At 65.0% G+C, this 24,133-nt stretch carries 18 protein-coding genes; 15 read left to right on the forward strand and 3 right to left on the reverse strand.

Going from position 1 to position 24,133, the window contains the following annotated elements; translation table 11 throughout:
- Nucleotides 1-59 precede the first annotated feature (59 nt).
- The gene (locus tag BVH03_RS01145; protein ID WP_075959477.1) at nt 60-533 is read left to right on the forward strand and encodes a transposase; all 474 of its coding nucleotides are present in this window, start codon (nt 60-62) and stop codon (nt 531-533) included.
- 469 nt (nt 534-1,002) lie between these two features.
- Here the strand turns inward: BVH03_RS01145 and BVH03_RS01150 are convergent, their stop codons facing one another.
- Genes BVH03_RS01150 through BVH03_RS01160 form a run of 3 tightly spaced genes read right to left on the reverse strand, consistent with a single transcriptional unit; the run spans nt 1,003 to nt 6,256 of the window.
- Nucleotides 1,003-4,089, reverse strand: coding sequence for an efflux RND transporter permease subunit (locus BVH03_RS01150; RefSeq protein ID WP_075959478.1), 3,087 nt, complete (start codon nt 4,087-4,089; stop codon nt 1,003-1,005).
- Nucleotides 4,086-5,150, reverse strand: a complete 1,065-nt coding sequence (locus BVH03_RS01155; RefSeq protein WP_075959479.1) for an efflux RND transporter periplasmic adaptor subunit — start codon at nt 5,148-5,150, stop codon at nt 4,086-4,088. Before BVH03_RS01155 ends, BVH03_RS01150 begins: the two co-directional genes overlap by 4 nt.
- Nucleotides 5,147-6,256: an efflux RND transporter periplasmic adaptor subunit gene (locus tag BVH03_RS01160; RefSeq protein ID WP_075959480.1), complete on the reverse strand. Its 1,110-nt coding sequence runs from the start codon at nt 6,254-6,256 to the stop codon at nt 5,147-5,149. Before BVH03_RS01160 ends, BVH03_RS01155 begins: the two co-directional genes overlap by 4 nt.
- Nucleotides 6,257-6,404: 148 nt before the next feature.
- On the opposite strand from BVH03_RS01160, the gene BVH03_RS01165 reads away from it, so the two are divergent.
- The 14 genes from BVH03_RS01165 to BVH03_RS01230 all read left to right on the forward strand — a co-directional run bounded on the left by BVH03_RS01165 (nt 6,405) and on the right by BVH03_RS01230 (nt 24,001).
- Nucleotides 6,405-7,466 (forward strand): PA0069 family radical SAM protein, encoded by a 1,062-nt coding sequence (locus tag BVH03_RS01165; RefSeq protein ID WP_075959481.1) that lies wholly within the window; start codon nt 6,405-6,407, stop codon nt 7,464-7,466.
- Between the two features lie 320 nt (nt 7,467-7,786).
- Complete coding sequence (locus BVH03_RS01170; RefSeq protein WP_075959482.1) at nt 7,787-8,509, forward strand: carbonic anhydrase; 723 nt, start codon at nt 7,787-7,789, stop codon at nt 8,507-8,509.
- A gap of 286 nt (nt 8,510-8,795) precedes the next feature.
- On the forward strand, nt 8,796-9,701 hold the full coding sequence (locus BVH03_RS01175; protein ID WP_075959483.1) for an AraC family transcriptional regulator: 906 nt from the start codon (nt 8,796-8,798) through the stop codon (nt 9,699-9,701).
- Nucleotides 9,702-9,925: 224 nt separating this feature from the next.
- The gene (locus BVH03_RS01180; RefSeq protein WP_075959484.1) at nt 9,926-11,236 is read left to right on the forward strand and encodes a sugar ABC transporter substrate-binding protein; all 1,311 of its coding nucleotides are present in this window, start codon (nt 9,926-9,928) and stop codon (nt 11,234-11,236) included.
- A gap of 106 nt (nt 11,237-11,342) precedes the next feature.
- Nucleotides 11,343-12,275 carry a carbohydrate ABC transporter permease gene (locus tag BVH03_RS01185; protein WP_075959485.1) on the forward strand — a complete coding sequence of 311 codons (933 nt, stop codon included), beginning with the start codon at nt 11,343-11,345 and terminating at the stop codon, nt 12,273-12,275.
- A gap of 9 nt (nt 12,276-12,284) precedes the next feature.
- Nucleotides 12,285-13,118 (forward strand): carbohydrate ABC transporter permease, encoded by an 834-nt coding sequence (locus tag BVH03_RS01190; RefSeq protein WP_027904257.1) that lies wholly within the window; start codon nt 12,285-12,287, stop codon nt 13,116-13,118.
- 279 nt (nt 13,119-13,397) lie between these two features.
- Entirely contained in the window at nt 13,398-14,504 is a 1,107-nt protein-coding gene (locus BVH03_RS01195) for an ABC transporter ATP-binding protein (RefSeq protein ID WP_075959486.1), read from the forward strand.
- A 17-nt stretch (nt 14,505-14,521) separates the two neighbouring features.
- A complete protein-coding gene (locus BVH03_RS01200) occupies nt 14,522-15,997 on the forward strand; it encodes a mannitol dehydrogenase family protein (RefSeq protein ID WP_075959487.1) in 1,476 nt (491 codons plus the stop codon).
- A gap of 3 nt (nt 15,998-16,000) precedes the next feature.
- On the forward strand, nt 16,001-17,485 hold the full coding sequence (gene xylB, locus BVH03_RS01205) for a xylulokinase (protein ID WP_075959488.1): 1,485 nt from the start codon (nt 16,001-16,003) through the stop codon (nt 17,483-17,485).
- A gap of 72 nt (nt 17,486-17,557) precedes the next feature.
- Complete coding sequence (locus BVH03_RS01210; RefSeq protein ID WP_075959489.1) at nt 17,558-18,493, forward strand: carbohydrate kinase; 936 nt, start codon at nt 17,558-17,560, stop codon at nt 18,491-18,493.
- A gap of 185 nt (nt 18,494-18,678) precedes the next feature.
- Entirely contained in the window at nt 18,679-20,343 is a 1,665-nt protein-coding gene (pgi, locus tag BVH03_RS01215; protein WP_075959490.1) for a glucose-6-phosphate isomerase, read from the forward strand.
- A 372-nt stretch (nt 20,344-20,715) separates the two neighbouring features.
- Entirely contained in the window at nt 20,716-21,447 is a 732-nt protein-coding gene (locus BVH03_RS01220) for a carbonic anhydrase (protein WP_075959491.1), read from the forward strand.
- A gap of 197 nt (nt 21,448-21,644) precedes the next feature.
- Entirely contained in the window at nt 21,645-23,174 is a 1,530-nt protein-coding gene (locus tag BVH03_RS01225; RefSeq protein ID WP_075959492.1) for a SulP family inorganic anion transporter, read from the forward strand.
- Nucleotides 23,175-23,371: 197 nt separating this feature from the next.
- Entirely contained in the window at nt 23,372-24,001 is a 630-nt protein-coding gene (locus BVH03_RS01230; RefSeq protein ID WP_075959493.1) for an SCO family protein, read from the forward strand.
- The last annotated feature ends 132 nt before the right edge of the window (nt 24,002-24,133 follow it).

The raw sequence follows: 24,133 nt of genomic DNA on the forward strand, positions 1-24,133 counted from the left end.
AGCGCGAAAGAATAGCGAGCACTACACTGGCATCACTGAATCAACACGGAGGTCGATTCATGCTGTTGTCATCCAGACCGGGCTATCGCGCCCTGCGCAGAGGCCGCGCTTCTTGTCCCGGAGCGGCCTATCTGATCACCACCATCACCCGTGACCGCACCCCGGTGTTCAGCCATTTTCCTGCGGGCTGTGCGGCGGCTCGCTGCTTTGAAACTCCAAGGCTCCTTTGTGACAGCCATATGCTCGCCTGGGTGTTGATGCCAGATCATGCGCACTGGCTGATTCAGCTGGGCGAGGTGGACAGCCTGGCTGCGCTGATCAATCGGCTGAAATCGTCGAGCAGTCGGATGGCGGGAAGGTGCGTCGGTTCTGAGAGGGGAATCTGGGTGGCCGGGTTCCACGACCATGGCTTGCGGCGTGAGGAGGATTTGCAGGGTGTTGCACGCTATATCGTAGCCAATCCGCTGCGGGCTGGGTTGGTCAGGCGTATTGGTGACTACCCATTTTGGAATGCGGTCTGGCTTCAGGGTTGAGGTGACTGCCTAATTTTTCGCGGGCATGGCCCGCTCCCACAGGTTTGGCGTTGCCCTCAGATCCAGTGGGAGCGCGCCATGCCCGCGAAGGAGCTATCGAGCATCGCTGACCTTTGCTAAATGAACACAGGCTTGCTAGCGGTGCGCCGGTTCAAACCTACCCCAATGCATCCCCTCGCTTCCACATGGGGATCTATGGGTGCAGGCAATTTAGCGACGAACCACTTCTGTGGGAGCGGGCCATGCCCGCGAAGGGGCTATCGAGCATCGCTGACCTTTGCTGAATGAACACGGGCTTGCTAGCGGCGCGCCGGTTGAACTTACCCCAATGCATCCCCTCGCTCCCACTTGGGGATCTGTGGGTGCAGGCAATTTAGCGACGAATCACCTCTGTAGGAGCGGGCCATGCCCGCGAAGGAGCTATCGAGCACCGCCGATCTTACTGACAGTACTCGACAGGACATTCACCTCAAGCCGGTGCATCCTCCCGCTGCTCGCCATTCGGCTCCTCGATGCGATACCAGGCCACATACAGCGCCGGCAGGAACAGCAATGTCAGCAGGGTGGCGCTGAAGATGCCGCCGATCATGGCGTAGGCCATCGGCCCCCAGAACACTTCGCGGGCGATGGGAATCATGCCCAGGCTGGCGGCGGCGGCAGTCAGCAGGATCGGCCGGCGGCGGTGGTGGGTGGCGTCGATCACCGCCTGCCAGGGCGAGTCGCCGGCGCGCTCGAACTCGTCGATCTGGGTGACCAGGATCACCGAGTTACGGATGATGATGCCGATCAGCGCGAGGATGCCGAGGATGGCCACGAAGCCCATGGGCGTGCCGGTCGGCACCAGGGCCAGCACCACGCCGATCAGGCCCAGCGGCGCCACGCTGAATACCAGGAAGGTCTTCGCCACGCTGTGCAGCTGGATCATCAGGAAGGTGGCCATCAAAAACAGCATCAGCGGCAGTACGCTGGCGATCGGGCCCTGGGCCTTGCCACTTTCCTCCACGGTGCCGCCAGTGGCGACGCTGTAGCCGTTGGGTAGCCCGTCGGAGAATTTCTGGATCTCCGGCGCCAGGTCCGCCACCAGGTCGGTGGGCTGGATGTCGCTGACCACCGCGGCCTTGAGGGTGATGGTCGGCTTGCGGTCACGGCGCCATACCAGCGGTTGCTCCAGCTCGTAGCCGACGGTGGCGAAGGCACGCAGCGGAATGGCCACGCCGTTGGGGTTGACGATCTGCAGGTTTTCCAGGGTTTGCGGCGAGCTGCGTTCGCTGTCTTCGGCGCGGCCGATGACGTCGATCAGGTAGATGTCGTCTTTCACCTGGGTGACCGTGGTGCCGCTGACGATGCCGTTGAGCAGGTTGGCGACGTCTTCGGAGGACAGCCCGAACTGCCGCGCCTTGTCCTGGGCGACGTCGATGCGCAGCACCTTGCCGGGCTCGTTCCAGTCATAAACCATCTCGCCGATGTCCGGGTTCTCGTCCAGCAGGGTGGCCAGTTCCAGGGCGTGCTTGCGCACCTGGTCGACGTCTGCGCCGCTGATCCGATACTGGATCGGCCGGCCCACCGGCGGGCCCATTTCCAGCGGCTGCACGAAGGTGCCGATGCCGACGAAGTCCTCGCGCAGGCGCTTGTTGAGCTTGGCCACCAGGCGATCACGGGCATCGATGTCCTGGGCGACGATCACCAGTTGGGCGTAGAAGGGGTTCTGCAATTGCTGATCCAGCGGCAGGTAGAAACGCAGCGCGCCCTGGCCGATGTAGGTGCTCCAGCGGGCGATGTCCTCGTCGCCCTGCAGGGTGGCTTCGAGGCGGTCGACCTGGGCGCGGGTCTCGTTGATCGAGGCGTTCTGCGGCAGGTTGAGGTCGACGAGGATTTCCGGGCGATCCGAGGCGGGAAAGAACTGGCTCTGCACCATCGTCATGCCGGCCAGGGAGGCGGCGAACAGGGCGATGGTCAGGCCGATGGTCCACCAGCGGTGCCGCATGGCCAGCAGCAGGCCCTTGTCGAAGGCGCGGGCGATACGACCGGGGCCGCTCTCCTTGGCCTTCATGCGCTTGGGCAGGATGTGCACGGCGATCACCGGGGCGAACACCACGGCCACCAGCCAGGACAGCGACAGCGCCACGGCGATCACCGCGAACAGGGTGAAGGTGTACTCACCCGCCGAGCTGGCGTTGAGGCCGATGGGCACGAAGCCGGCCACCGTCACCAGGGTGCCGGTGAGCATCGGGAAGGCTGTCGAGGTGTAGGCGAAGGTGCCGGCGTCGTGCAGTGAGTCGCCCTTTTCCAGGCGGGTGACCATCACTTCGACGGTGATCATCGCATCGTCGACCATCAGCCCGAGGGCGATGATCAGCGCGCCCAGGGAAATGCGCTGCATGGTGATGCCGCTGTATTCCATGAACATGAACACCATGGCCAGCACCAGCGGAATCGAGCAGGCGACCACCAGGCCGGCGCGAATGCCGAGGCTGACGAAGCTCACCAGCATGACGATCAGCACCGCCTCGAACAGGGCGCGAGTAAAGCCGCTGACCGCTTCTTCCACCACCTCGGCCTGGTCGGAGACCACGTGCACGCCCACGCCCACCGGCAGGTCGGCGGTCAGTTGGTCCATACGGCCGTGCAGGGCCTCGCCGAAGGTCTGGATATTGCCGCCGTCGCGCATGGCGATGGCCAGGCCAATGGCCGGCTTGCCGTTGTAGCGGAACAGCGCCTGGGGCGGATCGACGTAGTCGCGGGTGATCTCGGCAATGTCGGTCAGCCGGTAGAAGCGGTCGTCCATGCGCAGGTTGACGTTGCGCAGGTCGGCTTCCGAGGCGAACTGGCCGCTGGTGCGCACGGAAATCCGCTCCGGCCCGGCTTCGATCACCCCCGAGGGCGTCACCGCGTTCTGCGCCTGCAGGCTCTGGATCACCTGGCTCTGGTCGATACCCAGGGCGGCCAGCTTGCGGGTCGAGAAGTTCAGGTAGAAGACCTCGTTCTGCTGGCCGACCATCTGCACCTTGCCCAGGTCCGGCACGCTGCGGATCTCGGCGCGTACCTGCTCCACGTAGTCACGCAGCTGGCGCATGTTCAGGCCATCGCCGGTGAAGGCGTAGATGGAGCCGAACACGTCGCCGAATTCGTCGTTGAACGACGGGCCCTGCAGGCCCTGGGGAAACTCGCCGCGGATGTCGTCGATCTTCTTGCGCACCTGGTACCAGATGCCGTCGATGTCGCCGGCCTTGGTGGTGTCACGCAGGAACACCATGACGGTCGACTCGCCCGGCCGCGTGTAGCTCTTCACGTAATCCAGCGAGTCCAGCTCCTCGAGCTTCTTCTCGATGCGGTCGGTGACCTGGTTGAGGGTTTCGTCGACCGTGGCGCCCGGCCAGCGGGTCTGGATGACCATGGTCTTGATGGTGAACGCCGGGTCTTCCTCGCGGCCCAGGTTCATGTAGGAGATCACGCCCATCAGCAGCGACACGAACATCAGGTACCAGACGAACGACTGGTGGCGCAGCGCCCAGTCCGAGAGGTTGAAGCCGTCCTTGCGCGGCGCCTGCTGGGTCATGGTGCGACGCCCTCATCGATGCGGATCTGCTGGCCGTCCCTGAGTTCGCTCAGGCCGGCGCTGACTACCTTGTCGCCGGCCGAGAGGCCCTCGACGCTGATCTGTTCGCCTTCACGGCCGACCACCCGCACGTTGCGCGAGTGCACGGTCTTGGCCCCGGTGTCGATCACCCAGACGCGGCTCTGGCCGTCGACCTCCTGCACGGCGGCGGCTGGCAGCAGGCTGCGTGGGGTCTGCGCGCGGGTCAGGCTGATGGCCACGGCGGTGCCCAGGCGCAGGCCGGGCGGGGTTTCTTCCAGGGTCAGCCGAGCGCGGCGGGTGCGGGTGGCCGCGTCGGCGCGGGGCTCCAGTTCACGCAACTGGCCGCGGGTGGCGATGCTCGGGTCGAGCTGGGAGGCGACGTTGAACTGCACCTGGTCGTCCAGCCCGTCGGCCAGCTCCACGGGCAGGTCGAACACCGCCTCGCGCACGTCCGGGCGGGCCAGGGTGACCACTTCCTGGCCGGCGCCGACCACCTGGCCGGCTTCCACGTGCCAGGCGGTGACCACCGCAGCGAAGTCGCTCTTCAGGGTGCCGTAGTTCAGGCGGTCGCGGGCCTGGCGGGTGGCGGCCGCGGCCTGGTCGCGGTTACTGCGGGCGTTGCTCAGTTCGGTTTGCGCCTGCTCCAGGGTGGCCTTGGCACCGACGCCGCGGTCGAACAGCTCCTGCTGGCGGCGTGCGTTGGCCTGGGCGTTGATCCACTGCGCTTCGCTGCGCGCCTGGTCACCCTCGCTGGCGCGCAGGGCGTTCTGCTGGTCGGTAGGGTCGAGGGTCGCCAGGGGCGTGCCGGCCTGCACCTCGGCGCCGGCGTCCACCAGGCGGTGAGAGACCCGACCGCCGACGCGAAAGCCCAGGGTGCTCTGCACCCGCGCCTCGATGGTGCCGGCGAAGCGGCCGAGCACCTGCTGATCCTGCTGCTGCACTTCGCTGTACAGCACCGGGCGGATCGGCTCGGGTTTCTCGTCTTCGGCGCAGCCTGCCAGTAGCGCGGCAACCAGCGTGAAAGCCATCGCGCGCTTCATGGCTGCTGCTCCTGCCGTGGATTCTGCTCGTGGGCCTCGGCGACTTCCACCTTCTGGCCGGGGTGCAACAGTTGCCCGCCGGCCACCACCACGCGGTCACCGTCCTGCAGGCCGGCGCGGATGATCACCTTGTCGGTCAGGTAGCGACCGACCTGCACCGGATGCAACTGCACCACATCGCCGTCGCCCAGGCGCCATACCGCCGGCTCGCGCTCGGCCTTGGTGAGTGCCGACCAGGGCAGCTCGACGCTGCGTACCGCCGGGTTGCTGACATGGGCGCTGACGGTGGAGCCCAGCGTCAGCGCCGCCGGTACCTGCTCCAGGCCGACCTTGACCTGCACCGTACCGCTCTGCGCCGACACCTGTGGGTTGACCTCGCGCACCGTGCCGCTGGCGCCCACCTCGGGGTTGTCCAGCAGGCTCACGCGCAACGGCTGGCCGGGTTCGACCAGCAGTGCTTCGAAGACGTTGAACACCGCATCGCGCTCGCCCTCGCGGGCCAGGCCGAAGATCGGCGTGGCCGCCTGCACCACCTGGCCGACCTCGGCCTGGCGGGCGGTGATCACCCCGTCGCTCTCGGCGCGCAGCTCGGTGTAGCCGGCCTGTTCGCGGGCGTCGGCCAGTTGTGCTTCGGCGGCGGTCAGGCTGTTGCGCGCGCTGCGATCGCTGGCCACGGCGCTGTCGTATTCGCTGCGGCTGGTATAGCCCTTGGGCAGCAGTTGCTGCTGGCGCCAGAGGTTGGCGGCGCTGAGCTTGACCTGGGCACGGGCGGCTTCGGCGGCGGCCTCGGCGGAGCGCACCGCGTTGCGCTGGTCCTGCGGGTCGAGGCGGGCCAGAATCTGGCCAGCCTTCACGGTATCGCCGACGTCCACCAGGCGCTCGGTGATCTTGCCGCTGACGCGAAACGACAGATCGGTCTGGACGCGCGCCTGGATATCGCCGGTGATGGTGGCATCCGCCGCGTAATCGACCTGACTGACCGTGGCCACCTTTACGCGCGGGTTCTTCGGCGCAGGCGGTGGCTCGTCGGCGCAGCCAGCCAGCAGCGCGAGAGCCAGCAGGGCCGCGACGAGGCAAGGCAACGCAGAGGTCGATACGGGCGGCATGGAGGCTCCGGTACGGCAGGACACAGATGTGTGTGCAAATGCGACCGCGCCAGGCGACGAACGGTTCAGGCTACTGTTGCGACGAGCGCGGCTTGTGCTGGGGAAGCAATCCACATACTGTATTTATATACAGTTATCGAGTTGAGCCATGAACCCGACCTCAGCGCCGCGCGGGCGCGGCACCGCCAGCCAGCCGCACAATCGTTTCGCGCCCACCACCAGTGAGGCCGAGGACGACGGCTGGTATCAGGAACAGACGCCGCTGACCTTCGTCACCGAGGTACGCCACGAGCGGGCGAAGACGGTGATCAGCCGCAACAGCTCGCCAGACGTGGGCTTCGACCGCTCGGTGAACCCCTATCGCGGCTGCGAGCACGGCTGCATCTACTGTTTCGCCCGGCCCAGCCACGCCTATTGGGACCTGTCGCCGGGCATCGATTTCGAGACCAAACTGATCGCCAAGACCAACCTGGCCGAGCGCCTCGAAGAGCAACTGAGCAAGCCGGGCTACGTACCGGCACCCATCGCCCTGGGCATCAACACCGACGGTTACCAGCCCATCGAGCGCGAGCACCAGTTGACCCGACAGGCCCTGGAGATCCTGCTGCGCTATCGCCATCCGGTGAGCATCATCACCAAGAGCGCGCTGATCCTGCGCGACCTGGATCTGCTCGAAGAGCTGGCCAGCCGTAATCTGGTCAGCGTGGCGTTCAGCGTCACCACCCTGGACGACGAACTCAAACGCATCATGGAGCCGCGCACCGCAGCGCCCAGGGCGCGACTGCGGGCCATGAAAACCCTGCACGAGCACGGCGTGCCGGTCGGCCTGATGGCTGCGCCGATGATCCCGATGATCAACGACATGGAGCTCGAACGCCTGCTCGAAGCGGGGCGCGATGCCGGCGCCAGTTCCGCTGGCTACGTACTACTGCGCTTGCCGCTGGAAATCGCCGAGTTGTTCGAGCAATGGCTGCAGAGCCATTTCCCCGACCGCGCCGAGCACGTGATGAGCCTGATCCGCCAGTCCCGCGGCGGGCAGAACTACGACAGCCGCTTCGGCGCGCGAATGAAAGGCGAGGGGCACTTCGCCGAGCTGCTGGCCCAGCGCTTTCGCCTGGCGCGCCGCCGCTACGGTTACGACGGCAGCAAGCGTGGCGTGCTGGACTGCTCGCAGTTCGCGCCGCCGGGGCAGCAGATGGGATTGTTCTGATGGCTGCTTGACCAGCGGTTTCCCGTGGGCGCTGCGCTTGACCCGGGCCACGCAATGGCGATGTCCGCGCCTCTGTAGCCTGGAGTTGAGCGTAGCGATACCCAGGCTGGATAGCGGCCTGGTCATGGATCGTCAGCGCGGTGCACGACACGGCGAAAAAATGGTCAACATTGCCGGTCGGGTGGAGATTTTTCACGCCGACGTGTCTCGAGTGGTTTTGCCACAGTCAAATCCTCCGATCTCTTGTCGGCAGTCCTGCCGGCTGGGAAGCTGTGCGCTGTCGCACGCTTCGTCTCCCATCCGTAAGCGAGGTAACGCTAATGCCTGGTAATCGTCGTCCTGCCGAGAGCAACCCCAAGAACGCTGCTTCGGCCGCCGAGGCGCTGGATCACCTGGTCGAAGGCTTTCTGCGCTTTCGCCAGGATGTGTTCCCGCAGCAGCAGGCGCTGTTCAAGAAGCTGGCCCATGCCCAGTCGCCGCGCGCCATGTTCATCACCTGCGCCGACTCGCGCATCGTGCCCGAGCTGATCACCCAGAGCGAGCCGGGCGACCTGTTCGTGACCCGCAACGTCGGCAACGTGGTGCCGCCGTACGGCCAGATGAACGGCGGCGTGTCCACCGCCATCGAATATGCGGTCGCCGCCCTGGGCGTGCAGCACATCATCGTCTGCGGCCACTCCGACTGCGGCGCGATGAAGGCCGTGCTCGACCCGGAAACCCTGGAACGCATGCCGACGGTCAAGGCCTGGCTGCGCCATGCCGAAGTGGCCAAGACGGTGGTCGCCGACAACTGCGGCTGCGCCGATCACACCACCCTGGGCGTGCTCACCGAAGAAAACGTGGTGGCCCAGCTCGACCACCTGCGCACCCACCCCTCGGTGGCCTCGCGCCTGGCGGCCGGCCAGCTGTTCATCCACGGCTGGGTGTATGACATCGAAAGCAGCGAGATCAAGGCCTACGATGCCGAGGCCGGTGAGTTCCGCCAGATCGGTGACGGCCCGCTGCCGATGGCCACACCGCGCCCGCGTTATCCACAGGGTTGATGGCGCGTAGGATAGTGCGAGCCATGTAGGTGACGCGTCGTCCACCTTACGGCCCGCTCCCACAGAATTCAGTCCCTGCTAGACCAAATCAGCTCGTAAGGTGGATTTCACCCATCCTACGAGCTGACTCCGCTTTCCAGGCTTCAGTCTGTGACCTGCGTCTCCAACGGCGTTCAGCGAGCGAACCCGCTGGACTGTGCTAGGGTCTTTAGTCGGTCGGTTGGCCCGCACATGAGGCGTGTCCAACCGGCAATCACCGACAAGAATAAGATGATGCCGGCCCGCCATGTCCCGATCGCAGAGAACGCTCGACCCGTCCTATGAGCTGATGGATGACCACGAAGGTCATTCGCTGATCTATCGCCAGCACGGTTTTCCCAGCCCGCTGGTGCGCTGGCATTTCCACAAGGAATACGAGCTGCACCTGATCGTCGCCAGCGCCGGCAAGGTGTTCATCGGCGACTACATCGGCAATTTCTCCCCCGACACCCTGTTTCTCACCGGCCCCAACCTGCCGCACAACTGGATCAGCCAGATGGCGCCGGGCGAAGCGGTGGCCGAGCGCGACATGCTGGTCAACTTCACCGACGAGGTGCTGGAAAGCGGCACCGCGGTGTTCGCCGAACTCAAGGACCTGCAGCCGTTGTTGGCCCGTGCCCAGTACGGCATCGAGTTCCGTTGCCCGCACACCATTGCCGAGGCGCGCCAGTTGCTGCAGCGCATCGCCGATTCCCAGGGCATGACGCGTCTGGGGCACTTCTTCATCCTCATGGAGTTGCTGGCCGGCTGCGAGGCGTACCAGTTGCTCTCGGACCGCACCGCTGCGCAGCTGGCCGACGAGCACCACGTCGACCGTATCAACCGCGCCGTCGACTACATCTTCCAGCGCTATGCCCAGGAACTGAGCCAGGAGGAAGTGGCCGAGTACCTTGGGATGACGCCCACCTACTTCTCGCGCTTCTTCAAGCAGGCCACCGGGCGCGGCTTCGTCGAGTTCGTCAATCGCATGCGGGTGAGTAAATCCTGCGAGCTGCTGACCCAGAGCGACAAGCCGGTGACCGAGGTGTGTTTCGAGTCCGGCTTCAACAACATTTCCAACTTCAACCGACGCTTCCAGCAGCTCAAGGGCATGACGCCCAGCGGCTACCGACGGCTGGTTACCCAGCGCATCACTGCGCAAAACCTGTACTGATTCCGTCGCCCGAATCTGTGGGGAAATAGCCGAAAACGTCGTGCTTGACGTGTCGGATGGCTTTTCACCGGCAGCCATGCTTTTACCGCCAGTGCAAAAAAGTATTGGTTGCAGTGCAGTCGAGGCGTTGTTCGCGTGCGGCGCTAGGGGTGTAATTCGGTTCGGCCCACAAAAACAATAACGTCTCCCGAGGCTCACCGGGCCAGGGAGAGGAGTTCAAGACCATGAACCATACGCTCAAAGTATTCGTAGCCGCTTCATGCCTTTCCCTGACCGTCGGCGCCCAGGCTGCCGAGACCGTGACCATCGCCACGGTCAACAACAGCGACATGATTCGCATGCAGCGCCTGGCCAAGACCTTCGAAGAACAGCACCCGGACATCAAGCTCAAGTGGGTGGTGCTCGAAGAGAACGTGCTGCGCCAGCGCCTGACCACCGATATCGCCACCCAGGGCGGCCAGTTCGACGTGCTGACCATCGGCATGTACGAAGCGGCGCTGTGGGGCGAGAAGGGCTGGCTGGAGCCGATGAAGGACCTGCCCGCCGATTACGCCCTCGACGATGTGTTCCCCTCCGTGCGCGAAGGCCTGTCGGCCAACGGCCAGCTGTATGCGCTGCCGTTCTATGCCGAAGCCTCGATCACCTATTACCGCACCGACCTGTTCGAACAGGCCGGGTTGAAGATGCCCGAGCAGCCGACCTGGGAGCAGATGGCCGAGTTCGCCGGCAAGCTGCACCAGCCGGACAAGGGCCAGTACGGCATCTGCCTGCGTGGCAAGGCCGGCTGGGGCGAGAACATGGCGCTGATCACCACCGTGGCCAACGCCTACGGTGCGCGCTGGTTCGATGAGCAGTGGAAGCCGGAGTTCACCGGCAGCGAGTGGAAGAGCGCGCTGAACTTCTACGTCGACACCATGAAGAAATATGGCCCGCCGGGCGCCTCGAGCAACGGCTTCAACGAGAACCTGGCGCTGTTCAACAGCGGCAAGTGCGCCATGTGGGTCGATGCCAGCGTGGCCGGCTCGTTCGTTACCGACACGTCGCAGAGCAAGGTCACCGATTCGGTGGGCTTCACCTTCGCGCCGACCCAGGTTACCGACAAGGGCGCCTCGTGGCTGTACTCCTGGGCGCTGGCGATCCCCACCAGCTCCAAGTCCAAGGACGCCGCCAGGACCTTTAGCGCCTGGGCCACCTCGCAGGCCTACGCGGAGCTGGTCGCCGAGAAGGATGGCGTTGCCAACGTGCCGCCAGGCACCCGTGCCTCGACCTACAGCGATGCCTACATGAAAGCTGCGCCGTTCGCCAAGGTGACCCTCGATTCGCTGAAAAAGGCCAACCCGGCCGACCCGAGCGCCAAGCCGGTGCCGTACGTGGGCATCCAGTTGGTGACCATTCCCGAGTTCCAGGCCATTGGCACCGCCGTCGGCAAGCTGTTCGCCGCCGCCCTGACCGGGCAGATGCAGCCCGAGCAGGCGCTGCAGGCCGCGCAGCAGAGCACCGAGCGGGAAATGAAACGCGCCGGGTATCCGAAGTAAGCACGCCCTGCGGTGAGCCGCAGTCAGCGGCCCACCGCGGGTGATCGAACGACGCCTGGGTCACTCGGCCCGATCCGTCATACCCAACCGCCCATGCGGAGCCCCCATGGATAACACAACCCTCGACTCCCGCGCGTCCGCGGCAGGCGAAGCCGTCGCCACGCGGCGCAAGCGCCTGGCGCCCGGCTGGTTCCTGGTGAGCCCCTCGGTGGTTCTGCTGCTGATCTGGATGATCGTGCCCCTGGGCATGACCATCTACTTCTCGCTGATCCGCTACAACCTGCTGTACCCCGGCGAGAACGATTTCGTCGGCCTGGAAAACTTCGAATACTTCGTCACCGATGCCGCCTTCCTGTCCGGCGCCGGCAACACCCTGCTGCTGGTCGGCAGCGTGCTGTTGATCAGCGTGGTGTTCGGCGTGCTGATCTCCGCCCTGCTGGAGGCCAGCGAGTTCTTTGGCCGCGGCATCGTGCGGGTGCTGCTGATCTCGCCGTTCTTCATCATGCCGACGGTCAGCGCGCTGTTGTGGAAGAACCTGATCTTCCATCCGGTATCGGGGATTCTCGCCGCCGTATGGCAGTTCTTCGGCGCCCAGCCGGTGGACTGGCTGGCGCACCACCCGCTGTTCTCGATCATTCTCATCGTGTCGTGGCAGTGGCTGCCGTTCGCCATCCTCATCCTGATGACCGCCATGCAGTCGCTGGATCAGGAGCAGAAGGAGGCCGCGCGCCTCGACGGTGCCGGCCCGTTGGCCATCTTCTGGCACCTGACCCTGCCGCACCTGGCACGGCCGATCGCCGTGGTGGTGATGATCGAAACCATCTTCCTGCTCTCGGTATTCGCCGAGATCTACACCACTACCAGCGGCGGCCCGGGTTACGAATCGACCAACCTGGCCTACCTGATCTACACCCAGGCGCTGCTGCAGTTCGACGTAGGCATGGCCTCCGCCGGCGGGCTGATCGCCGTGGTCATCGCCAACATCGCCGCCATCGTGCTGATCCGCATGATCGGCAAGAACCTCACCGACCGGCAGTAGGAGCGAAGCATGCTGACTCTCAAGCAATCCCGTCGCTTGCAAAGCGTGCTGGTCGGCACGCTGGCCTGGGCCGTGGCCGCGCTGATCTTCTTCCCGATCTTCTGGATGGTGCTGACCAGCCTGAAGACCGAGCTGGACGCCTTCGCCACGCCGCCGCAGTTCATCTTCACCCCGACCCTGGAGAACTACCTGCACATCAACGAGCGCAGCGATTACTTCGCCTACGCCTGGAACTCGGTGCTGATCTCCTTCGCCGCGACCTTGCTGTGCATGCTCATCGCGGTGCCGGCGGCCTACTCGATGGCGTTCTTCGAGACCAAGCGCACCAAGGGCACGCTGCTGTGGATGCTGTCCACCAAGATGCTGCCGCCGGTGGGTGTGCTGGTGCCGATTTATCTCTTGGCCAAGCAGTTCGGCCTGCTCGATTCGCGCATCGCGCTGATCGTCATCTACACCCTGATCAACCTGCCGATCGTGGTGTGGATGGTGTACACCTACTTCAAGGACATTCCCGGCGAGATCCTCGAAGCGGCGCGGCTCGATGGTGCCACCACCTGGCAGGAAATCGCTCGCGTGCTGCTGCCCATCGCCCGCGGCGGCCTGGCCTCGACCATGCTGCTGTCGCTGATCCTGTGCTGGAACGAGGCGTTCTGGTCGCTCAACCTGACCAGCTCCGCCGCTGCGCCGCTGACTGCGCTGGTGGCCTCCTACTCCAGCCCCGAAGGCCTGTTCTGGGCCAAGCTTTCCGCCGTTTCGACCCTGGCCTGCGCGCCCATTCTGATCTTCGGCTGGATCAGCCAGAAGCAGCTGGTGCGTGGTCTGTCGTTCGGCGCCGTCAAGTGAGGGGCTGTCGATGCTTCTTCACGGCCGCGACGAATCCCGCTTTTGCACGGCGAGAGCGGCAAGGAGGAATTTTGATCATTGCAGGTAACAACTATGTAAAGGCGGGCCGTACAAAAGCGGGTTCGTCCCTTCGGGTTGCGCGGCAAATGGCGCCAGGCTTCGTTGCAGGACTTGATAAGGGGCGGCCATTACCTGCGTCCTGCGCCTCGCCTGACACCATTTGGCGCGGCAACGCGACTCGCGCAGAAACACCGACAGCCCCTCAAGAGGATTTACGTCATGGCTGATTTGAAAATCCGCAACCTGAAAAAAGGCTTCGACGGCACGGCGATCATCAAGGGCATCGACCTGGATATCGAGAACCGTGAGTTCGTGGTGTTCGTCGGCCCGTCCGGTTGTGGCAAGTCCACGCTGCTGCGGCTGATCGCCGGGCTGGAGGAAGTCTCCAGCGGCACCATCACCCTCGATGGAACCGACATCACCGATACTGCGCCGGCCAAGCGCGACCTGGCGATGGTGTTTCAGACCTACGCCCTGTACCCACACATGACGGTGCGCAAGAACTTGTCCTTCGCCCTCGATCTGGCGCGGGTAGGCAAGGGGGAGGTCGAGGAGAAGGTCGCCAATGCCGCGCGCATCCTCGAGCTGGGTGCGCTGCTCGAGCGCAAGCCCAAGCAGCTTTCCGGCGGCCAGCGCCAGCGCGTGGCCATTGGCCGCGCCATCGTGCGCAACCCGAAGATCTTCCTGTTCGACGAGCCGCTGTCCAACCTCGATGCCGCCCTGCGCGTGCAGACTCGCCTGGAGCTGGCGCGCCTGCACAAGGAGCTCAAGGCGACGATGATCTACGTGACCCACGACCAGGTCGAGGCCATGACCCTGGCCGACAAGGTGGTGGTGCTCAACGGCGGCCGCGTCGAGCAGGTCGGCTCGCCGCTGGAGCTTTACAACCACCCGGTGAACCTGTTCGTCGCCGGCTTTCTCGGCACGCCGAAGATGGGTTTCCTGCGTGGTCAGGTGGAAAGCGTCGACGGCGGTCGCTGCCGATTGCGCCTGACCTGCGGCGCAGTGTTGGACCTGCCGCTGGCCGCCACCGGCCTGGGCAACGGTGACCAGATCACCCTCGGTATCCGCCCCGAGCACCTCAACGTGGTGCCGGCCGGGCAGGGCCGCCTGCAGGCCACCGCCGACGTCAGCGAACGCCTGGGCAGTGACACCTTCTGCCACGTGCGCGTCGGCGAGGAAGACCTCACCGTGCGGGTGCGCGGCGACTTCTCGCCGGCTTACGGCGAAGCCCTGGCGCTGGATTTCGACCCGGCCCATTGCCACGTCTTCAACGCCGATGGCCTGGCCATCGACAAACGCATCCAGGCCGGCCAGGCCGCCTGACGCGCAGGAATCGCCCCATGAAACTCAATCGCAAGAACCTCTGCGCACTGGCTCCCGAAATCGACGTGCCAGCCTATGACCCCGCCGACGTGCGCCAGGGCATCGCCCATATCGGCGTCGGCGGCTTCCACCGCGCCCACCAGGCGATCTATACCGAGGCCCTGCTCAACCGCGGCGAAGCGCGCGAATGGGGCATCTGCGGCATTGGCCTGCGCCGCGAAGATCGCGCCATGCAGCAGGCGCTGGCCGAGCAGGATCACCTCTACACCATGCTGGTGCTGGGCGACCAGCCGGGCCTGGAAGTGCGCGTGGTCGGTGCCATCAACGGCATGTTACTGGCCGAGGATTCGCCCGCCGCGCTGGTCGACAAACTGGCCGACCCGGCGATTCGCATCGTCTCACTGACCATTACCGAAGGCGGCTACTGCATCGACGACAGTACCGGCGAGTTCATGGCCCACCTGCCGGATATCCAGCACGACCTGGCGCACCCGGAGGCGCCGCGCAGCGTGTTCGGTTTTCTCTGTGCGGCGCTGGGCAAACGGCGCGCCGCCGGTACACCGGCGTTCACCCTGATGTCCTGCGATAATCTGCCGCACAACGGTGCAGTGACCCGCAAGGCACTGCTGGCCTTCGCCCACTTGGCCGACCACGAGCTGGCGACCTGGATCGACGGCCACGTGAGCTTTCCCAATGCCATGGTCGACCGCATCACGCCGATGACCAGCGATGCCCATCGCGCGCAGCTGGCCGAGCGTCATGGCGTCGAGGACGCCTGGCCGGTGGTCTGCGAGCCATTCCTGCAATGGGTGCTGGAAGACAAGTTCGTCAATGGCAGGCCAGCCTGGGAGAAGGTCGGTGTGCAGTTCACTGATGATGTCACGCCGTACGAAGAGATGAAGATCAAGCTGCTCAACGGCAGCCACCTGGCGTTGACCTACCTGGGTTTTCTCAAGGGCTACCGCTACGTGCACGAAACCATGAATGACCCCTTGTTCCGTCGTTACGTGCGCACTTTTATGGACCTCGACGTGACCCCGCAGCTGGCGGCGGTGCCGGGCATCGATCTGGAAGGCTACAAGGACACCCTGATCGAGCGTTTCTCCAACCAGGCCATCGCCGACCAGCTCGAACGTGTGTGCTCGGATGGCTCGTCGAAGTTTCCCAAGTTCATCGTGCCGACTATCAACCGACTGATCGAGGACGGTCGCCCGCTGGAACGCGCGGCCCTGGTGGTCGCGGCATGGGCGCTGTACCTCAAGGGCGTCGACGAGAACGGCACCACTTACCGCATCCCCGATCCGCGTGCCGCGTTCTGCCAGGCGCTGGTCAGCGATGACGACAAGGTGCGCGAGCGTGTGCTTGGCGTCGAGGTGATCTTCGGCACTGCCATCGCGCAATCGGCGGCTTTCGTCACCGCCTTCGAGCTGTGCTACGACAGCCTGCGCAAGCTCGGCGTGACGCGCACCCTGCAGACCTTGCTGGGTGACTGAGCCATGTACCTCGGCATCGATTGCGGCACCCAGGGCACCAAAGCGCTGATTCTGGATATCGATAATGGCAAGGTGCTTGGCGAGGGCAGTGCGGCGCACCGGTTGATCAGTGGCGCCAATGGCCGCCGCGAGCAGGACCCGGCCGACTGGCTGCTGGCCTTCGAGCAGGCCACCGCCCAGGCCCTGCAGCAGGCCGGGGTGGCGGGCAGCGAGATTCTCGGTATCGGCGTGTCCGGCCAGCAGCACGGCCTGGTGCTGCTCGATGCCAAGGGTGAGGTGCTGCGCCCGGCCAAGCTCTGGTGCGACACCGAATCGACTGCCGAAAACGCCCACCTGTTGAATTTTCTCGGCGGTGACAGCGGCTCGCTGGAGCGCCTGGGCGTGGCCATCGCACCGGGCTACACGGTGTCGAAACTACTCTGGACCCGTGACCATCACCCTGAGGTGTTCGGCCGTATCGCCCACATCCTGTTGCCCCACGACTACCTCAACTACTGGCTGACCGGGCGCGCCTGCGCCGAGTACGGCGATGCCTCCGGCAGCGGTTATTTCAACGTGCGTACACGTACCTGGGATACCGAACTGCTGGAGCTGATCGACCCCGAGGGCGCCCTGGTGCGGGCGCTGCCGGAGCTGATCAAGTCCGAACGTTGCGTCGGTTCGATTCGCCCGCAAATTGCCGAGCGCCTGGGCCTCAGCCCCTGGGCGCTGGTCGCCAGTGGCGGTGGCGACAACATGATGGGCGCCATCGGCACCGGCAACATCGCCCCTGGCGCCATCACCATGAGCCTCGGCACCTCGGGTACGGTATACGCGTACGCCGAGCAACCGCGCGTCAGCCCACACCCGCAGGTGGCGACTTTCTGCTCGTCGTCCGGTGGCTGGTTGCCGCTGATCTGCACCATGAACCTGACCAACGCCAGCGGCGCGATCCGCGACCTGCTGGGGCTGGATGTGGAGACTTTCGGCGCCTTGGTCGGCGAGGCGCCCATCGGCGCCGCAGGCGTGCTGATGCTGCCGTTCCTCAATGGCGAGCGGGTGCCGGCGCTGCCTCTGGCCACCGCCAGCCTGCACGGCCTCACGAGCGACAACCTGACCCGCGCCAACCTCTGCCGCGCGGTGGTGGAAGGCACCACCTTCGGCCTGCGCTATGGCCTCGATCTGCTCAAGGACAGCGGCATTCGCAGCGACAGCATCCGCCTGATCGGTGGCGGCGCGAAAAGCGCCACCTGGCGGCAGATCGTCGCCGACATCATGGGCGCGCCGGTGACCTGCCCGCAGCACACCGAGGCGGCGGCGCTCGGTGCGGCGATCCAGGCGGCCTGGTGCGTGAGCCATCAACACGGCGAGGCGTTGAGCCTGCAAAGCCTTTGCGAGCGCTGCGTGAGCCTCGATGACGCTCGCCGCGCCGAGCCCGACGAGCTGCGCAGCCGCGCCTACGAAGGCGTCTACCAGCGCTACCGCGAGCAGGTTCGCGCGCTGCAATAATCCAATCCGGTGGCCTGTCGCCACCGGCCCCTTTCCTGCGCGAATGCGCCTGTTCCGTGACGCGGAGATCCCATGTACCTGGTATGCGGCGAAGCCCTGTTCGATTTCTTCTGCAACCCCGGCGAGCGTAGCAGCGAGCTGAATTTCAAGGCCCTGGCCGGCGGCTCGCCGTTCAACGTGGCGGTCGGCTTGCGCCGCCTCGGCGTCGAGTCGGCGCTACTCGGCGGCATCTCCAGCGACTACCTCGGCCAGCGCCTGCGCCAGGTGCTGAGCGAGGAAGGCGTCAGTGATCGTTACCTGATCGCCAGCGACGCGCCGACCACCATGGCCATGGTCGCGCTGGATGCCAAGGGCTCGCCGCAGTACATGTTCCGTGGCGAGGGCTGCGCCGATCGCCAGGTGCTGGCCAGGCACCTGCCGCTACTCGACGAGACGGTCAGCGGCCTGCACGTGGGCTCCTATTCGCTGGTGGTGGCGCCGGTTGGCGACACCCTGCTGGCGCTGGTCGAGCGCGAAAGCGGGCGGCGGCTGATCAGCCTGGATCCCAACGTGCGTCTCAATCCGGCGCCCGATATCGAGCGCTGGCGGCAGCGAATTGAATCTTTTGCCGCCCACGCGCATCTGATCAAGGTCAGCGAGGAGGACCTGGAACTGCTGTATCCCGGTGTCTCACCGTCGACGAGCATCGAGCGCTGGCTGGCCCAGCGCTGCCAGCTGGTGTTCCTGACCCGCGGTAGCGAGGGGGCAAGCGTGTTCAGCCGGCAGCATGGGCAATGGTCGGTACCGGCACGCCAGGTGGTCACCCGTGACACCGTGGGCGCCGGGGACACCTTTCAGGCGGCGATCATCGCTTACCTGGTGCAGCATGGGCTGGATAGCCCGGCTGGCCTGGCCGCGGTGTCGCGCGAGGCGCTCGCGGCGATGCTCGACTTCGCCGTGCAGGCGGCGGCGCTGACGTGTTCACGGGTTGGCCCGCAACTGCCGTATCGGCATGAGCTGGCGCAGTAAGGCCGTTGAGGGTACAACAAGGCGCTTTGGCAGGCTTTTGAAAAACGTAGGCGATGGCAACGTAGGTAGTTTTTCAATGGCCTGCCAGGCAATTTTCAACGCAGTATTTGCCACGCCCGCCGCGCATTCAACGCCTGCAACCGAATTCGCAGGGCCAGGAGGCTGGCCCGAACCAAGGAGTCTTCATGCCGTATCTTTCTTCATCGCTGGATGTCACCCAACTGCCGAGCTGGCAGGCCCTGGTTGCCCACCGTGAGCGCCTCACCAGCTTCAGCATGCGCCAAGCCTTCGCCGCTGACCCGAAGCGCTTCGAGACCTTCAGCCTGAGCGGCTGCGGGCTGTTCCTGGATTACTCGAAGAACCTGATCAATACCGAGACCCGCGAGCTGCTGGTCAACCTGGCCCGTGAAGTGGGGCTGGAGAAGGGCATCCGCGCGCTGTTCGATGGCGAGCTGCTGAACAACACCGAAAAGCGCCCGGCCCTGCACACCGCGCTGCGCCGTCCGCTGGGCGACAAGGTCGAGGTCGACGGCGTCGACATCATTCCCGAAGTACAGCGCGTGCTGCAGCAGATGACCGAGCTGGTCGGGCGCATCCACAACGGCCTGTGGCGCGGCTACACCGAGAAGCCGATCACCGACGTGGTGAACATCGGCATCGGCGGCTCCTTCCTCGGCCCGCAGTTGGTGTCCGAGGCGCTGCTGCCGTTCGCCCAGCGCGGCGTGCGCTGCCACTACCTGGCCAACATCGATGGCAGCGAGTTCCACGAACTGGTCGCCAAGCTGCGCGCCGAGACCACGTTGTTCATCGTCTCGTCGAAGTCCTTCGGCACCCTGGAAACCCTGAAGAATGCCCAGGCCGCGCGCGGCTGGTACCTGGCCCAGGGCGGTTCGGAGTCCGAGCTGTATCGCCACTTCATCGCCGTGTCGAGCAACCGCGAGGCGGCAGTGGGCTTCGGCATCCGCGAGGAAAACATCTTCCCGATGTGGGATTGGGTCGGCGGCCGTTACTCGCTGTGGTCGGCCATCGGCTTGCCGATCGCCCTGTCGATCGGCATGTCCAACTTCAAGGAACTGCTGTCCGGCGCCTACCGTATGGACGAGCACTTCAAGACCGCGCCGTTCGAGGAAAACATGCCGGTACTGCTGGCCCTGCTGGGCGTGTGGTACGGCAATTTCTGGAATGCCCAGAGCCACGCCATCCTGCCGTACGACCACTACCTGCGTAACATCACCAAACACCTGCAGCAGCTGGACATGGAGTCCAACGGCAAGAGCGTACGCGGCGATGGCCAGCCGGTCAGCACCGCCACCGGCCCGGTGATCTGGGGTGGCGTGGGCTGCAACGGCCAGCACGCCTACCACCAGCTTCTGCACCAGGGCACCCAACTGATCCCGGCGGATTTCATCGTGCCGGTAAGCAGCTACAATCCGGTGGCCGATCACCACCAGTGGCTGTACGCCAACTGCCTGTCGCAGAGCCAGGCGCTGATGCTCGGCAAGTCCCGCGAGGAAGCGGAAGCCGAACTGCGTGCCAAGGGCATGGGCGAGGACGATGTGCAGCGCTTGGCGCCGCACAAGGTGATCCCCGGCAACCGGCCGAGCAACACCCTGGTGATGGAGCGCGTCAGCCCCCGTCGGCTCGGCGCACTGATCGCCATGTACGAGCACAAGGTGTTCGTGCAGAGCGTCATCTGGGGCAACAATGCCTTCGACCAGTGGGGCGTGGAGCTTGGCAAGGAGCTGGGCAAGGGCGTCTATTCGCGCATGGTCGGCAGCGATGAAGTTGCTGCCGAGGATGGCTCCACACAGGGCCTGATCGACTTCTTCCGCGGCCGTCACCGCGGCTGATCCCTGCAACGCTGTCCACATCCTGCACAGCTGGGTGGTGCGGGATGTGGCACGTTTCGCGACGATTCCTTGCTCACCTCACTCGCGGCCGATTTCTGATGAGAGGCGCCGCGCTGTAACACGAAAGACATCTGTCGGTTTTTAGATGGGTCGTTATCAGGCCCATGCTAGAGCGGTTGGCTGTGCCGTGTCACGGATCTGGCCCTGGTGGCATGTCGTTACAAATGCTCTGCCGATATCGGTCGCATTTCTTGCGATTAAGGTTGGTTTAAGCCTTCATGGGTAAGTTCGTCTGCGATGTGACTGAATAGTCACTAATCAAACTGCCATTAGATGGCAAGTCAATATCACGACTGAAACCCAGGAGGCACCATGAGCGAGCGCATTCGTTCCATCCGTTCCGCCACACCCACCGCAGCCGGCAAGCAGAGTGCAGAAGAGGCCCTGCAAACCCTGCTTGATGGCTTCCAGCGTTTTCGTAGCGATGTCTTCCCCGAGCAGCGCGAGCTGTTCAGCAAGCTGGCCCGCCAGCAAAGCCCCCGGGCCATGTTCATCACCTGCGCGGATTCGCGCATCGTCCCCGAGCTGATCACCCAGAGCGACCCCGGCTCGCTGTTCGTGACCCGCAACGTCGGCAACGTGGTGCCGCCCTATGGCCAAATGAACGGTGGCGTTTCCACTGCCATCGAATACGCGGTGATGGGCCTGGGCGTGCAGCACATCATCATCTGCGGCCATTCCGACTGTGGCGCCATGAAGGCGGTGCTCAACCCGCAGAGCATCGAACGCATGCCGACCGTCAAGGCCTGGCTGCGCCATGCCGAGGTCGCCCAGACCGTCACCCAGCAGAGCTGCAACTGCGCCGAGCACCAGGAACTCGGTGTGTTGACCGAGGAAAACGTGGTCGCCCAGCTCGATCACCTGCGCACCCATCCTTCTGTCGCCGCACGTCTGGCCGCCGGCCAGCTGTTCATCCATGGCTGGGTCTACGACATCGAGAACTGCACCATCAAGGCGTACGACGCCGAACGTGGCGAGTTCCTGCCCCTCGATGGCGAAGCCACCCCCAATGCCAGCCCGCGAGCCCGTTACCTGGCCTCGTAACGCTAATGACAGGACGTCACCCGGTGGCCATGAATCGACCCGCGGATTAACCGCCCACAATCGACAGCCGTTTTCGGGCTTGTTGCCTGGCCCCTGGCAACAAGCCTCTTGGGTTTTGACTGCCTTACACCTGCTGATGGTGAGCCTGCGCTCATCGTCATGACCTTTCGTGCGCTGGATCTGCAGGAGACCGCACCATGACCCTCGCTTCATTCAAATCCGCTCTGCCACGCGATGCCCTGGCGTCCATCGTGGTTTTCCTCGTCGCCCTGCCGCTGTGCATGGGCATCGCCATCGCGTCCGGCATGCCGCCGGCCAAGGGCCTGATCACCGGCATCATCGGCGGCCTGGTGGTCGGCTGGCTGGCCGGCTCGCCCCTGCAGGTCAGCGGCCCGGCGGCCGGTCTGGCCGTGCTGGTTTTCGAGCTGGTGCGCACCCACGGCATCGCCATGCTCGGGCCGATCCTGCTGCTCGCCGGCCTGCTGCAACTGATCGCCGGGCGCTTGCGCCTGGGTTGCTGGTTTCGCGTCACCGCACCGGCCGTGGTGTACGGCATGCTCGCCGGGATCGGCATTCTCATCGTGCTGTCGCAGTTGCACGTGATGTTCGACGTGAAGCCCCAGGCTTCCGGCCTGGACAATCTGCTGGCCTTCCCCGACACCCTGCGCCAGGCGATTCCCGGCCTTGGTGGCGGTAGTGCCATGGCGGCGGCGTTGCTGGGCTTCGGCACCATCACCTGCATGTTCCTGTGGGACAAGCTGCGGCCGCAGAGTCTGCGCTTTCTGCCGGGTGCGCTGATCGGCGTGACGCTGATGACGCTGATCAGCCTGTGGCTAGGGCTCGGCGTGGCACGTGTCGAGGTGCCGGCAACCCTGAGCGATGCCATCGACTGGGTGCAACCGGCCGACCTGCTCAACCTGGCCAACCCGCACATCATTCTCGCGGCGGTGGTCGTGGCCTTCATCGCCAGTGCGGAAACCCTGCTGTCGGCCGCGGCGGTGGATCGCATGCACAACGGGCCGCGTTCCAACCTCGACCGTGAGCTGTCCGCCCAAGGCATCGGCAACATGCTCTGCGGCGCGCTGGGTGCATTGCCGATGACCGGCGTGATCGTGCGCAGCTCGGCCAATGTTCAGGCCGGTGCCCGCACGCGCCTGTCGACCATTTTCCATGGCGCCTGGCTGCTGGCCTTCGTCATGCTGCTGCCAGCGGTGCTGCAGAGCATCCCGATCGCCTGCCTGGGCGGCGTGTTGGTTTACACCGGCTTCAAGCTGGTCGATATCAAGGCCATCCGCAGTCTGGGCCGCTATGGCCGCGCTCCGGTATTCATCTATGCCGCCACGGCCCTGGGCATCGTTGCCGTCGACCTGCTGACCGGCGTGTTGATCGGCTTCGCCCTGACCCTGGTCAAGCTGGCCGGCAAGGCCTCGCGCCTGAAGGTCAGCCTCAGCGAGATCGGCCCTGACGAAGCGGAGCTGCGCCTGACCGGCTCGGCGACCTTCCTCAAGGTGCCGCACCTGGCCAGCGTGCTGGAAGGCATCGCGCCGACCACCCGCCTGCACGTGCCGCTCGACAAGCTCAGCTACGTCGACCATGCCTGCATGGAGTTGCTCGACGACTGGGGCCGTGCCGCCGAGCAGCAGGGCGGGGCGCTGCTGATCGAGCGTCATGGCCTGACCCGTCGTCTCGAGGGCCGCGCGCTGAGCATGCGCCGCGCAACGGCCTGATCCAGGTGCCCGGCGGGCTGTCAGCGTGACAGCCCGCCGCAGGCATCGATGGTCACCTGGCGCTGCGTATCTGGTACCTTTCGCCGTTGCGCATCGCCAGATGGCCGATTCCTGTGCCGCCCAGGTACACCCCGCCGCCGAGCCGGGGAATCGGATCATGCAGGGCGATACCCTTCACCCTGACCATCGTGGCCACCATGACTCGCAAGCACATCATCGTATTCGTCCTCATCGCTGCCGTGGCCCTGGTGCTCGGCCTGATCGCCAGCCAGGCGCTGCGCGGCAAGTCCAACGATGCCGCTGCGTTACTCGACGCCGGTATCGTCATGCTGCCCCAGCCGCGTCAGGTGCCTGCCCTGGATTTCCTCGACCAGGACGGCCAGAGCTTCTCCACCAGCCAGCTCAAGGATCAATGGAGCCTGTTGTTCTTCGGCTACACCTTCTGCCCGGACATCTGCCCGGCGACCCTGGCGCAACTGCGCCAACTGCGCACGCAGATCCCGGAAGAGACCTGGGACAACCTGCGCATCGTGCTGGTGAGCGTCGATCCGAACCGTGATACACCGGAGCAATTGAAGAAGTACCTGGGCTACTTCAATGCCGGTTTCATGGGCCTGAACGGCGAGCCGGACACCATCCAGAAACTCTCCAACGCAGTGAGCATTCCCTATATCCCGGCCGATACCAGCAAGGAAAACTACCTCGTCGACCACAGCGGCAACCTGGCCGTCATCGGCCCGGACGGCACCCAGCGCGGCTTCATCCGCGCACCGATCAACATCGACAAACTGGCGGCGCAACTGCCGGGGCTGGTCGGCAGCGAATGAAAAATGGGACCCACCGCAGAGCGTGTGAAAAGTCGCTGATGCAGGTAGTGATCCCATCAGACGCCCCGACATTGTTCGGGGCGTTTGCTTTTGTACGATTCGAAAGGTCGCGACCAACCTTTCAGGTGAGCA

It is taken from the genome of Pseudomonas sp. PA15(2017), assembly GCF_001945395.1.
In the GTDB taxonomy this organism is placed as follows: domain Bacteria; phylum Pseudomonadota; class Gammaproteobacteria; order Pseudomonadales; family Pseudomonadaceae; genus Aquipseudomonas.

Coding starts and splice junctions, on each gene's coding strand:
- BVH03_RS01175 (WP_075959483.1), top strand. CDS start 8,796: ATGTCCCGATCGCAGAGAACGCTCGACCCGTCCTATGAGCTGATGGAT.
- BVH03_RS01220 (WP_075959491.1), top strand. CDS start 20,716: ATGAGCGAGCGCATTCGTTCCATCCGTTCCGCCACACCCACCGCAGCC.
- BVH03_RS01145 (WP_075959477.1), top strand. CDS start 60: ATGCTGTTGTCATCCAGACCGGGCTATCGCGCCCTGCGCAGAGGCCGC.
- BVH03_RS01230 (WP_075959493.1), top strand. CDS start 23,372: ATGACTCGCAAGCACATCATCGTATTCGTCCTCATCGCTGCCGTGGCC.
- BVH03_RS01150 (WP_075959478.1), bottom strand. CDS start 4,089: ATGACCCAGCAGGCGCCGCGCAAGGACGGCTTCAACCTCTCGGACTGG.
- BVH03_RS01190 (WP_027904257.1), top strand. CDS start 12,285: ATGCTGACTCTCAAGCAATCCCGTCGCTTGCAAAGCGTGCTGGTCGGC.
- BVH03_RS01170 (WP_075959482.1), top strand. CDS start 7,787: ATGCCTGGTAATCGTCGTCCTGCCGAGAGCAACCCCAAGAACGCTGCT.
- xylB (WP_075959488.1), top strand. CDS start 16,001: ATGTACCTCGGCATCGATTGCGGCACCCAGGGCACCAAAGCGCTGATT.
- BVH03_RS01155 (WP_075959479.1), bottom strand. CDS start 5,150: ATGAAGCGCGCGATGGCTTTCACGCTGGTTGCCGCGCTACTGGCAGGC.
- BVH03_RS01225 (WP_075959492.1), top strand. CDS start 21,645: ATGACCCTCGCTTCATTCAAATCCGCTCTGCCACGCGATGCCCTGGCG.
- BVH03_RS01165 (WP_075959481.1), top strand. CDS start 6,405: ATGAACCCGACCTCAGCGCCGCGCGGGCGCGGCACCGCCAGCCAGCCG.
- BVH03_RS01180 (WP_075959484.1), top strand. CDS start 9,926: ATGAACCATACGCTCAAAGTATTCGTAGCCGCTTCATGCCTTTCCCTG.
- BVH03_RS01200 (WP_075959487.1), top strand. CDS start 14,522: ATGAAACTCAATCGCAAGAACCTCTGCGCACTGGCTCCCGAAATCGAC.
- pgi (WP_075959490.1), top strand. CDS start 18,679: ATGCCGTATCTTTCTTCATCGCTGGATGTCACCCAACTGCCGAGCTGG.
- BVH03_RS01210 (WP_075959489.1), top strand. CDS start 17,558: ATGTACCTGGTATGCGGCGAAGCCCTGTTCGATTTCTTCTGCAACCCC.
- BVH03_RS01185 (WP_075959485.1), top strand. CDS start 11,343: ATGGATAACACAACCCTCGACTCCCGCGCGTCCGCGGCAGGCGAAGCC.
- BVH03_RS01160 (WP_075959480.1), bottom strand. CDS start 6,256: ATGCCGCCCGTATCGACCTCTGCGTTGCCTTGCCTCGTCGCGGCCCTG.
- BVH03_RS01195 (WP_075959486.1), top strand. CDS start 13,398: ATGGCTGATTTGAAAATCCGCAACCTGAAAAAAGGCTTCGACGGCACG.